General features: G+C 33.8%; 7 protein-coding genes. All 7 read left to right on the forward strand.

From position 1 onward, the window contains the following. Nucleotides 1-8: 8 nt before the first annotated feature. Nucleotides 9-4,844 carry a non-ribosomal peptide synthetase gene (locus tag HLX49_RS09750; protein WP_296361554.1) on the forward strand — a complete coding sequence of 1,612 codons (4,836 nt, stop codon included), beginning with the start codon at nucleotides 9-11 and terminating at the stop codon, nucleotides 4,842-4,844. Nucleotides 4,845-4,863: 19 nt separating this feature from the next. Further along, nucleotides 4,864-8,049, forward strand: coding sequence for a condensation domain-containing protein (locus HLX49_RS09755; RefSeq protein WP_296361557.1), 3,186 nt, complete (start codon nucleotides 4,864-4,866; stop codon nucleotides 8,047-8,049). Nucleotides 8,050-8,051: 2 nt separating this feature from the next. Continuing rightward, nucleotides 8,052-8,825, forward strand: coding sequence for a thioesterase II family protein (locus HLX49_RS09760; RefSeq protein WP_077706843.1), 774 nt, complete (start codon nucleotides 8,052-8,054; stop codon nucleotides 8,823-8,825). A gap of 50 nt (nucleotides 8,826-8,875) precedes the next feature. Next, complete coding sequence (gene kamA / locus HLX49_RS09765; protein ID WP_077702829.1) at nucleotides 8,876-10,276, forward strand: lysine 2,3-aminomutase; 1,401 nt, start codon at nucleotides 8,876-8,878, stop codon at nucleotides 10,274-10,276. A 375-nt stretch (nucleotides 10,277-10,651) separates the two neighbouring features. Continuing rightward, nucleotides 10,652-11,407, forward strand: coding sequence for a methyltransferase domain-containing protein (locus tag HLX49_RS09770; protein ID WP_077702830.1), 756 nt, complete (start codon nucleotides 10,652-10,654; stop codon nucleotides 11,405-11,407). Nucleotides 11,408-11,791: 384 nt separating this feature from the next. Beyond that, the gene (locus HLX49_RS09775; protein ID WP_077702831.1) at nucleotides 11,792-13,336 is read left to right on the forward strand and encodes an acyl-CoA carboxylase subunit beta; all 1,545 of its coding nucleotides are present in this window, start codon (nucleotides 11,792-11,794) and stop codon (nucleotides 13,334-13,336) included. 255 nt (nucleotides 13,337-13,591) lie between these two features. After that, a partial coding sequence (locus HLX49_RS09780; RefSeq protein ID WP_296361565.1) for a transposase occupies nucleotides 13,592-13,701 on the forward strand: 110 nt, incomplete at its 3' end.

Below are 13,701 nucleotides of genomic sequence, written 5' to 3' on the forward strand. Positions count from 1 at the left end.
GGTAGAAAATGTTTTGTGAAGAAATGGTAAAAGTGGAGCAAAATTATTATGAGAAACAATGCTTATGGTTTAATAAAACGAAATATTTATTAAAAGATTTAGAGAAAAAAGCATTTCAGCTTGCAATACTTTTTAGAGAGCAAGGGATAGAACATAAAAAAGAGCAAAAGGTGCTAATCATGTTGAGGAGATCACCTGCACTCTTTGTTGCACACTATGCGACATTTTTAGCAGGAGGAGTAATTGTATCCATCGATCCAGATACACCTGAGGAACGGCTAAATACAATTATTGAAGAAACGAATCCTAATGTGATCTTGGTCCATACCAATCAGTCCTTGAATGATAAGAGCAAAATTATTTATTTGGACGATGAATTAGAAATGTTAGATGGATCGGATGCATTTCAATTAAGTGGGAATGAGAATTTTTCATTAAATGCAGCTGCATATATTGTCTTTACTTCAGGGACAACGGGTAAACCTAAGGGTGTAATTGTAGAATGGAAGTCCTTAATGAAACTAATTGAATGGCATACTAAAACCTTTCAAGTAGGCTCCGATTCAATTGTGTCATTAACAGCTTCCCCGGGATTTGATGCGTCTATATGGGAAATCTGGAGCGCTATTGGTGCAAAAGCTTCCATTCATATTACATCAGATGCACAAAGATTACTTCCAAATGAATTACAAAAAGAATGGGCAATACATAAGGTAACACATTCTTTTGTTTCTACTCCTATTGCTGAAAGATTGCTAGATTTGCCTTGGAAAAATCATGAAACTACATTGAAACACATGCTAGTAGGGGGAGATAAATTAACAAAATTCCCATTAGATAGTGTTCCGTTTAATTTAGTTAATAATTACGGGCCAAGTGAAGCAACTGTTGTCAGTACATCTGGTACCATTCAACCAAAGAGAGACGGAGGTAATGAATTTCCTCATATTGGAAAGCCACTACCTTATATGGATTGTTTTATCCTAGATGAACACGGGAATGAAATTTCAGAAGTTGGAGAACAAGGAACACTTTGGCTTTCTGGCGTTGCATTAGCAAGGGGATACTTAAACACTAAAATAGAAACTGATAAAAAGTTCAGAAAAATAAAGGTTAGAGGGGAATTAATCAGAGCCTATAATACAGGTGACATTGTCAGTAAAGGTAAAGATGGAAATTTTTATTTTCATGGTAGGAAAGATTTTCAGGTGAGTATTAACGGGGTCAGAATTGAGTTAGGTGAGATTGAAAAAGTATTACAAACACATGCAAAAGTTTTACATGCTATTGTGTTACCAATAGAATTTCATTCAAAGAAATTGATTGTAGCTTCTGTTGTATTAGAGAAGAATTCGATGTTTATAGAAGAAGAAATAAAAGCATACATAAGTAAAAAACTTACAAAAAGTTTAGTCCCAATTCAAATACTTTATCATGATCAAATCCCGTTAACGGATAACGGGAAAATAGACAGAAAAAGGTTAACTGTTTTACATGAGGAACATTTACAAAATAAACAAAATTTGAAAAATAACACTTATTTGGAAGATGTTAATGATAGCATGATGACTCAAATTACAAAGGTTTACTCTGATGTCCTACAAATTCAATGTTATCCTAATACAGATATATTTGAAATGGGCGGAAATTCGATGGACGCTGCTCGAATAGCTGCAACCTTGTCAAATTTGTTTAGGGTGAAATGTTCCCCTCATTTTATTCAAAAGGTTAGAACACCAATAAATGTATATCATCAAATTATGAAACCTTTGCAAAATACAATAGGTGGACAACGTAAGGAATCTCCAGTCATAAATAGAGATGAATGGATTCGAGTAACAAGCATGAAAAAAGGATTATGGTATTTATGGAAAACAAATGAGAATAACACTTTTTATAATATTGGAGCCACTTTTCATCTAAAAGATACGATAGATATTCCTTTATTGTCGGAAATAATTGTTACTATTATTGAACGTGAACCAACGTTTTCTACTATATTTCGGGAAAATGCAAGAGGCGAAATTGAGAGAAAATATCAAAGAAAATTTGATACTACGGAATGGTTCTATCAAATGAAGGTTGATTCCAAAGAAGAGGCACTAATTCATGCTAATTCCATTTACAATACGAACTTTGATTTGGAGAAAGATTTGCTCATTAGAGGTGCATTAATTCAAACGAATAATGATGGGACTGTTTTTGTACTAGCTACGCATCATATTGTATGCGATGGATTGTCTTTACAAAAAATATTACGTGACATTTCTACTGCATACAACAATAGAAGCTTGAATACTAGTACAAAAGAGAACATATATAGTACCGAGTATATAGCTTCTAGTGAAGAACAACTGTCAACATATTGGAAGGAAAAGGCAGGCCAATTTCATTTAGCGCAGGTATCAATGAAGGAAAATGCCGAATCTTTATTAGCTAAAGGGGAAATATACGAATGTAAAAGTAGATTAAGTGTCGGCAAATCAATAGATCAATTGGCGAAAAAGCATAAAATAAGTAAGTTTATTATTTTATTAACGGGTTGGGCTATTAATCTAACAAAATACTTTAGACAAGAAACTATCACAATTGGAATTCCTTATCATGGTAGGGGGGATATTGATTTTTCCAAGGTAGGGATGTTTGTTAATTTAATACCGGTTACAATTACTATCTCAAAAGAAAAAACATTCATCGATTTATTAACTGAGGTAAATGAATTGATGCAGGAACATATGGAACATGGGGATTTTTCCATTGTTGATATTGCTTCACTAACAGAAAATAGGAAGCAATTTGATATCGTTAATAATACATTTAGTGAAAAAATCCATTTAGATGTAGAGTTAGAAAATAAACGAGCAGAGTTCATTGAGCAAGATACAGGTGGAGCTAGATTCCCAATTAGCGGTTTTTTTCATGTGCAAGATGAAGAAATAGAGGGGCATGTTGAGTTCTCATATGCCAACTTTGACACATCAGAAATTAAATTACTAACGGATAGCTATTTTAATCTAATGGATTCTCTTGTGCGTTACCCTGATCAACAGTGGCAGAGTGCTTTTAAGAAGACATCTGTCATAGAGGCACAGGAATATTACAATTTGATGAAAGAAAGTAAACCACTACACCAATTATTCGAGGATTCTGTCGCAAAGCATAAAGACTTTATTGCTGTTGAAGATCATACAAGTGCATTTACGTATGGAGAATTAAATCAACATGCAAACCGATTTGCTTCATTACTGCATTCCAAAGGTATCAGAAAGGGGGATTATGTTCCTGTTTTCATGGTGCGAAATAAGGAACTGCTTGTTGTTATTTTAGGGATTTTAAAAATAGGTGCAATCTATGTTCCTTTAGATGTGGAGCATCCAAAAGAAAGAATAAAAAATATATTAAACAGAATAGAACCTCGAGTTTTAATATCTAACAAAAAAGTTGATTATATAAGCACGGGAAGATGGGAACTAATCTATACAAATGATATGGAAACATGTCAGCAACTACCTATATTCAAAATGGAACACATTAAAACAGAAGATCCAGCTTATTTGATGTTCACATCAGGCTCGACTGGAAACCCAAAAGGGGTGTTATGTCCTCACCTAGGGGCAAGTCTTCGAGTGTTATGGCAAAAAAATCAACAACACTTGAAGCCGAATAATCGAATTTTATTTAAAACGCCTTATACATTTGACGTATCAATATGGGAAATATTTTATACACTCTCTGTTGGTGCTACTTTAGTTATCGGAGCAAATGATTTGCATAAGGATCCTGAGAAAATATATGAGTTTATTAAAAATAAATCCATAAATTATTGTCATTTTGTCCCATCTGTTTTTCAACGAGTGTTAGATTATTTTGAAGAACTAAGTACGGATACACTCTCATTAAAATACTTGCATTTAAGCGGTGAAGCATTGTCAAAACAACTAGCCAAAAAGATACAAGAAATCTTGCCCAATACAAACATTTTAAATTTATACGGACCTACTGAAACAGGTATTGAAGTAACTGTACAGGAAGTCAGTAATGGAAACTACAATATTGGGAAACCTCTTCCATATGTTTCTTTACAAGTTATCGATGAGGATGAAAATCCAGTACCAATAGGTTATCCTGGAGAATTATTAATTGGTGGGCCATCTTTGGCGTTAGGGTATTTTAAAGATGAGAATGAAACACAGAAGTCTTTCATTATAAAAGATTCACAACGCTTTTATAAAACAGGTGATTTAGTAAGGATTACGAGTAATGGAAGTATCGACTTTCTTGGAAGAAAAGATGATCAAGTGAAGGTGAATGGAATTCGCATCGAAACGGAAGAAATTGAAAGATGTGTAATGAATTTGGCAAACGTGAAAGATGCCACAGTCGTTTTAGCTGAAGGGATGAGGGAAAAACAATTAGTTTGCTTCTACACCTCTGTAAATGAACATGAAGCTAACGATATTGAAGTGAAAAAGCAGGTATCGAATAATCTCCCTGTATCGTACATTCCATCAGCATTTATTGAATTATCTGATCTACCTATTACACAAAACGGGAAAAGAGATAGAAAACGATTAGGTGAAATGGCGTATGAATATCTAAATAAGAAAGTGGAATCTAATTTTATTGAAGCCAAGACAGAACTTCAGAAATCCATTGTAAAGGTATGGAGTGATGTTTTAAAAATAAATAGAGTTGGTTTGGGTGATAACTTCTTTGAGCTAGGAGGAGATTCTATTAAATCTTTACAAATTGTTTCGAAATTACGTGCAGAAGGAGTTAACCTTACTCCAAGGGATTTTCTTAAATATCCGACTATATTAGAGTTAACTGCTATTTTAAAATAAATAAAGGTAGGTTGATAGAATGAATCAGAACATAAAGAAGCTTCCACTTACTCCTTTACAGACTGTTATGTTAATGGAAAACTTAAAGAATCCTTCTTCTGAGGCCTATTGGCAAGTTGTTTCCTATGAGATTCCAAGTTATCATACGGAAGATGATGTAACTAATTCATGGACAAAAGTAATAAAGGCAAATCCTGCTTTAAGAACGAAGATAGATTGGAATAATGGTTCTGAACCTATGCAAGTTATTAATAGCACTTGTGTGGCATCTATTACTACAATTCATTATGAACAGTTAATTAGAGCATGTGGAAGCTTTGAAAATTGGTTGAATCATGAATTACAAACTTTTCAACAATCATCCTTAGATACATTACAAAAATTGTATATGGTTGAACATTGGAAGGATGGCAAGCACTTATTAGTTTGGCTACATCACCATATTCTTGTTGATGGATGGTCTATGTCGCAAATTTTAGATGACTTTTTTAATGTTCTAAATCACGACTACTACATGTTAAAGGAACGACCTGATGTTGAAGCATATATAGAATTTATGCAGCAATCGGATTATAAAGAACAGAGTGAAGCCTATTGGTTGAATGTATTACGTGAAGCAAAAGCGGCAGAGCGGCTATCTTTTGAATGTTCCTCTTCTGAAAGTAAGGAAGAAAAATTCGAAATATTTGATAGAAAATTAAGTCAAAAGGCTTGCAGAAATATTCATTCGTACAGTGTTCAAAATAAAGTTACTGTATCGAGTATTGTGATGTCTTTTTGGGGCTTATTACTAAATAGATATCAACTAACGAACCAACTTTTTGTTGGTTCTACATTTGCTTTAAGGCCGTATCAATTAAGAGAGTCGCATGAAATGAACGGAATGCTAATTAATACGTTACCAGTAAAGCTAGATTTGAAACCTGATATCTCTATTAAAGAGTATTTCTTAAATACCATGGATACGATTCAAGATGTATCGGAGTATAGCGGGGTTCCGTATTCTAAGCTTTTGCAACTAAGCAATTTACCGGGAGACACCGAACTGTTTAAGTCTTCTGTTATATTCCAAAATTATCAAGGTGGCTTACACTTTGAAGACGCTGAACTAGTTCATCAAAAAGGAACGAGTTCTGATCCTTTGTCTTTAACCATCAGCTTAAACCGTGATAACGGTGAATTGAGATTAGGTTGGGATGCTAGTAAATATCAGAAACAAGATTTACTAGAGCTTATTGAATCATTAGAACATATATTTGAAGAAATAGAAGTTTATGGAGATAAATTGATAAAAGAATTTAATTTAACTACCTTGGAAAATGAAAAATTGAAAATCTTCTTAGAAAATGAATTACCGATAAATCAAATTACCTATTCAATTGATTCTATGGTCGATTGGTCGAGTGATAAATTAGCACTGTCCGATGGAAAAACGGAGTTATCTTATAAGCAAGTAAGAACCTATATAGAACAGGTGTCGAATTATTTATCACAACAAGATGTTAAAAGTGGGGACACAGTTGCCCTGAATGGAGAAAAAGGTATTGAAGTTGCAATTGGTATGTTCGCTTGCTGGAGAATTGGTGCTAGGTGGTGCAACTTAGATAGACGCGTACCAAAAACAAGAAATGATCAAATAATAAAAGTATTAAATCCCAAAATTATTTTAAACCTAGAGGAAATGAAAGGGCTTTTAAAAGACAATGTATGTCAGAATGAATTGGAATTAAATTCCTATGCATTTAAGGAAGAGGACTTAGCATATTTTATCTCCACTTCTGGGAGTACAGGCAAACCAAAACTTGTCTCCTTAGGAATAAAAGGTGTTTTTCAAATTATCGAAAGTTGGAAAAAATTCTATTGTTTTAAAGAGAACCAACATATTCTACAACTCGGAAGCTGGACTTCCGATGTTTATTTGGGTGATTTACTTAAGGCATGGTCCACTGGAGGTTCACTAATCGTATGTGATGAGAATAGAAGAGTGGATATGGATTATTTATATGTTCTTTCTAAAGAATATAAAATATCTTTTGTTGAGTCAACACCTCACTTAATCAGGGAATTCATAAAGTATTTGTATGATAAAAATCTGATACTAGAACATTTGAAAACGATAGTAGTAGGATCTGATGTTTTTCGTCTTGAAGAGAAAAATGAGATTTGTAACATGCTTTGGAAAGGTGTGGATTTTTATAATGGATATGGATTGAGTGAATGTACAATTGAATCTGTTGTCTACCACTGCAATGATAATATGGACCAATTGTCCGTTTCAGGTATGTGTCCAATTGGTCAGCCTTTGCCAGGGACATTATTACGAATTGTAGATGAAACAGGAAATTCAGTAGCACCAGGGATGATAGGGGAGTTACATATTGGTGGTGATCAAGTTATGAATGGATATGTAACTATGGATAGTATGGATACGTCAAAGATTTATGAACATAACCATATAAAGTATTTTATGACCGGAGATAACGTGCGTTTAAATACAAATGGAATGATCGAATTCTATGGAAGGGAAGATCAACAAGTTAAGATACGTGGATTTAGAGTGGAATTAGGAGAAATAGAAAATGCTTTCCTAAGTTTGGAGACAGGTATGGAATGTTTTGTCACATATTCATCAATGGAGGGGGAGAAGGAATTAGTAGTTTTTCTAAGTGGGACAGAGGATTCTGAAGATGTGATTCGAGAAAAGATTAGTAATAGAATCCCTTATTATGCGATTCCTCGTTTTATTGTGCTACTTAATTGTCTCCCACGCAATTCCAATGGGAAAATTGACCGTCCACTACTCATGGAGGAATCAGAAAAAATAGTTAATCAATCACAAAAGGTTGTTTCGGTTGTATTTAATGAGATAGAAGACATTGTAAGGAATGAGTGGGAAGTGGTATTAGGTAGAAAAGTATTTACGAATAAAACATTTTTTGATCAAGGAGGTCATTCTCTCATTGTATTAAAACTATTTAACCAGCTGCGGCAGAGATTACCTGATTATGAATTTGTAATTGGAGATTTGTTTCGATACCCAACCATAGATAGGTTTGTTGAGCAATTATCGTATCGAATTGATAATAATTCTTCAACCAATGGTCAAACAGAGTCTGTCAATAAGATCGACTTATTGGAAAAAGTTAAACAGGGTGATGTATCAATAGATGAAGCTATGTATATATTAGGTGGTAATAACACGTGAAGATGGAACAACGTGAAGGCTATATCATATTTAATCCAAACAAAAAAGCAAAAGTAAAATTAATGTGTTTTCATCACGCTGGGGGTTCCGCTTTATCATTTATACCTTTAGTGAGAACTTTACCTAAAGATGTTGAGGCCTACCTATTTGAGTTACCTGGGAGAGGAATATCGGCGAATCAAAAATTTGTTGCTAATTTTTCAGAGGCTATGGCATATTTTCTTCCTAAAGTAATAGATTGTATGGACAGGCCAACCGTATTTCTTGGGCATAGTTTAGGAGGACTTTTTTCATATGCTATATCTGGTAGTTTAAGTAAGAAACAGAATTATATTGAAAAAGTTATCATCTCAGCAGCTAAATCTCCTCAAACAGTTCTTGAATATGCGATACATCCTGAAAAACCATTTATTGTAAGATCAAGAGATAGTGTGAAAATGGATATAGAAGCTTTAGGAGGAATACCAGTAGATGTGGATGATTCTTTATTGCATTCCATTATTAATATTACTGGAAATGACTTTCACTTATTGGATACATTTACTTTAGATGGCGTAGTAAAATCATCTTTTCCATTCGAATTATGGTTAGGAAAATATGATACGGCTGTTCATGAACGAGAGATCTATAAGTGGCGCGAGGAGATTCAAGGAGAATTTTGTTATCGATATTTTAATGGAGGCCATTTTTTTATAAGTGAAAGTACTGAGCCGGCTGATCTATTAAAGGAAACTTTGTTAAATATTATGATAAATATTGAAAATAAAATAGTTTAGGAGTTTAGCTATAAATAGTATGCATAATACAAAAACGGAGGGAAATTAAAATGTTTAATAACGCAGATTTATACAAGCCGGCTAGAAATTGGAAAGATATTGAACTATGGAAAGATGTCACAGAGGAACAATGGAATGATTGGCTGTGGCAGTTAAGAAATACAATTAAAACCTTGGAGGATCTTAAAAAAGTAATTAATTTAACCCCAGAAGAAGAAGCGGGGGTTAAGATTTCAATTAAGACTATACCACTTAATATTACACCATATTTTGCATCTTTAATGAATCCAGATAATCCACGATGTCCGATTCGTATGCAATCTGTTCCAATTTCTGAAGAGATTTATAAAACAAAATACGATTTAGAAGACCCTTTAGATGAAGACGAAGATTCTCCAGTTCCCGGTATAACACACCGATATCCTGACCGAGTATTATTCTTAGTAACTAATCAATGCTCTATGTATTGTAGGTATTGTACAAGACGGCGTTTTTCAGGTCAAATTGGAATGGGGATTGCCAAAAACTTGCTTGATAATGCAATAGAATATATTAGACAAACACCTGAAGTTCGCGATGTGCTCATATCTGGAGGAGACGGGTTACTAATTAATGATACTGTATTGGAATATATAATAAAAAATCTCAGAGCTATCAAACATGTAGAAATTATACGTATTGGTACCAGAGCACCAGTAGTATTCCCGCAACGAATTACGAATGAATTATGTGAGATTTTAAAGAAGTACCATCCAATCTGGCTCAATACTCATTTTAATAGTTCAATAGAAATAACGGAGGAATCTAAGCGCGCATGTGAAATGCTTGTTAACGCGGGTGTTCCAGTAGGAAACCAAGCGGTAATTTTGGCGGGTATTAATGACAGTGTTCCGATTATGAAAAAGTTGAATCACGATCTGGTTAAAATGCGAGTACGTCCATACTATATTTATCAATGTGATTTATCCGAAGGAATTGGGCATTTTAGAGCGCCTATCTCAAAAGGATTAGAGATAATAGAAGGGTTGCAAGGACATACGTCAGGTTATGCAGTACCTAAATTTGTCGTTGATGCTCCAGGTGGTGGTGGTAAAATTGTTGTCCAACCTAATTATATTATTTCCCAAAGCGCTGATAAGGTAGTACTTCGAAATTTTGAAGGTGTTATTACCACATATCCAGAGCCGAATAATTATGTATCCGGGCAAGCAGATGATTATTTTAAAACAATTTATCCTGATATGGAAGAATATCAATCGAAAATAGGAATATCATCATTGATTAATGAATCAGAATTTAATCTCGTTCCAAAAGATTTAAAACGTACCAATCGTCGTCTAGAATATAATCAAGATCAAAAACATTCTACTATAAAGGATAGAAGAGAAAAAAGAGATCAATTAAAAGAAAAGAAATATCAAAAACAACAAGCTATATCGTCTAAAAATTAAACTTACTTTTTTATAAAACCCTTTGGTCAGCAGAAAAAAAAGATTCGCAAAGTGTAAAAAGGATAATTTAATAACAAAATAACAAATAAGTCATAAATGACCAATTAATAAATTATAGGGCGTATTGATTTTTGAGGTGTGATGTTAATAATGAAACAATTTTGATTTTACTGCCTGTTTAATTCTAAAACCAATAATAAATTTAGCATTTTCCTCTTCGTTAAATCATAAATTGACCGCATCCAATGTAAAGCTGGTAGCTTTTCAAATGAAGTAATTGTGGACGAATGACGAATGACGAATGACATCAAATTACTAGTGATAACTTTGGCTTAATTAAATTTTTTGAGTACGGTGAAAGGAGTGGATATAGGAATGAATAGTATATATGGAAAATTATCTTCGGAGGTTTATGAAATTGATAAGTACATTGGTAAATCTTTCGGTGATTTGGAGTACTACCAAGATCGATTAAAAGGAATAGAAGGGAAAGTATTAGAGCCTGCGGTTGGAAATGGGCGTATATTAATTCCTTTACTAGAAAACGGTTTAGATATAGAGGGGATAGATTCTTCAAATAATATGTTGGAATTATTCAACAAAAATTGCAATGAAAGAGGTATTCATACTAGCTGTTATAAACAAGATATGTCCAATTTCACTATTAATCAAAAGTATGAGGCTATTATTGTACCAACGGGTTCATTTTTACTTTTGCATCAATTAGAAGAGGCAATTAGCTCTTTGAAATGTTTTTATGAACACTTAGAGAAAAATGGAAGATTAATTTTAGATATTTTTCTACCCGAAAACACCAAAGAAGGTTTTGTATCAAAACGAGGATTTACCAATCCACAAGGAGATACAATTATGTTAGAGGAAACATTGGTTAAAATTGACCAAATCAATCAATTTGCTGTCTATCATAATCGCTATGAAAAATGGAGACAAGGAAAGTTAATAGATTCTGAACTTGAAATATTTCCATTAAAGTGGTATGGAGTGGAAGAATTTCGATTGATATTAGAAAAAATAGGATTTACATCGATAGTGATTTCTTCAGACTATAAATATAATCAATATCCAACGAAAGCCTCTCAAATTATTACGTTTGAAGCTACAAAATACTAAAAGTGGCTCTTTTCGCTATCTAGTGTGAAACCAAAATAATTAGTGAGGTGTAAGCCCTTACTGATTGAGGATTCTCTTTATTGAAAAAGGGAAGGTGTTTACCATATTGGGTTAAGTGGTTGACAGTAATAAGAGGATGAAAAAGGTATAGAAAGGTGATCTTAACCATTGACAGGATAGCAAACAAAGGCATAATGAATAGTCTTACATCCTTTATTCATCTCAAAGCACAAGGGAGTTTTTGTTGATTTATATCATCGTAAAGAGTAGAAGTGCGGTAGGAAAAATATATCACACTTCTAACCGCTCCCCCTAAATGAGAAATTATAAGAAATCAAGAGCATGTGGAAGATATTTTGGATGATTGTGGGAGGATGAATAAAGATGAGTATTATCGATAAAATTAATGAATTATACGATAAACGTCACCAAGTGGAGCTTGGTGGTGGTGAAGAACGAATAGACAAACAACATATTAAAGGAAAGATGACGGCTCGTGAGAGAATTGATTATTTACTAGATAAAGAGACGTTTGTAGAATTGAATCCTTTTATGAAAAGCAGATCTTTTTCTTACGATGAAGATATGTACAATGGTGAAGGGGTAGTGACTGGATTTGGAAAAATAAATGGGAAAAAAGTATATTTATTTGCGCAGGATTTCACTGTTTATGGTGGAACGTTGGGCGAAGTGCATGGTCTGAAAATTGCTAAAGTAATGGACTTGGCAGCTAAGAATAAAGTTCCTTTTATTGGTTTAAATGATTCTGGTGGTGCACGTATCCAAGAAGGTGTTTCTTCATTGGATGGATACGGACAAGTATTTTACCGAAACGTTATATATTCTGGTGTCATTCCGCAAATTTCTGTCATTATGGGCCCTAGTGCTGGTGGAGCTGTCTATTCACCAGCACTCACAGATTTTGTCGTCATGGTGGAGAAAAGCTCTCAAATGTTTATTACCGGTCCAAAGGTGATAGAAGCTGTAACTGGAGAGAATATATCAGTAGAAGAATTAGGAGGAGCACATGTCCACAATTCGAAAAGTGGTAGTGCTCATATGCAGGCTAAGACAGAAGAAGAAGCACTAGATATGGTCAAAGAATTATTAAATTATTTACCCTCAAATTATACTGAATTTCCAACGACATATGCTTATGAAATGATGATCAATGAAGAGAGACCTGCTTTAGCAGATATTGTACCATTTGATTCTATAAGACCCTATGATGTCAAAAAAGTGATTAAAGAGGTAGTCGATGAAAGTAGTTTTTTTGAAATTCATGCTGGATTTGCTAAAAATATAGTAGTTGGGTTTGCTCGTATAGGAGGTAGAAGTATTGGTCTTGTATGTAATCAGCCCAAATATATGGCAGGTGGATTAGATATTGATTCTTCAGACAAAGCTAGTCGCTTTATTCGCTTTTGTGATTGTTTTAATATTCCGGTTATTACTTTAGAAGATGTTACAGGTTTCCTTCCTGGAATCAAGCAAGAATATGGCGGTATCATTAGACATGGGGCTAAAATTCTATACGCGTATTCAGAAGCTACGGTTCCAAAAATTACTGTCATTATGAGAAAAGCATATGGAGGTGCATATGTAGCTTTAAACAGCAAATCAATTGGTGCAGATTTAGTATATGCATGGCCTAATGCTGAAATTGCTGTCATGGGACCTGAAGGAGCAGCGAATATCATTTATCAAAAGGAAATTAGCATGAGCGAGCACCCGTCTCAAACGAGAAGAGAGAAAATTGATATGTTTCGTAAAAAGTTTACAAATCCTTATATTGCTGCTGGTCTTGGAATGGTTGATACAGTTATCGACCCGAGAGAAACACGTATAAAGTTATTACAGTCTTTAGAGATGCTAGAAAATAAGCAGGAAGAAAGACCTAAAAAGAAACATGGGAATATTTCTTTATGAATAATCAATTGAAAATAAAGAATTGAAATCGATAAGTACATGGAAATTTTCACCATAAGTTTAGTTCCTTTTTAATTAATCATCCCCTCTGAAGATAAAATTCTTCAAGGGGATATTTTTATGGTCTTAGAAAACCCCTGGCTATGCCAGGGGTTCCAGAAAGCTTCTAGCGTGGGGTCAAAAAAGCCTCTCTTCATGGTAAGATAAGGTTGGTTTCCCGACCACCAAATCTCACCATAGAAGGAGGCATGTCCAATGAAGGACAAGAATAGTTTAGCACATACGCAGTGGAGATGTAAGTATCATTTAGTTTTTGCACCAAAATATAGAAGGCAAATTATCTATGGAAAATATAAAAAAAGTAT

Origin of the sequence: Virgibacillus sp., from assembly GCF_013393565.1 — a bacterium.
In the GTDB taxonomy this organism is placed as follows: Bacteria; Bacillota; Bacilli; order Bacillales; family Amphibacillaceae; genus Virgibacillus; species Virgibacillus dokdonensis.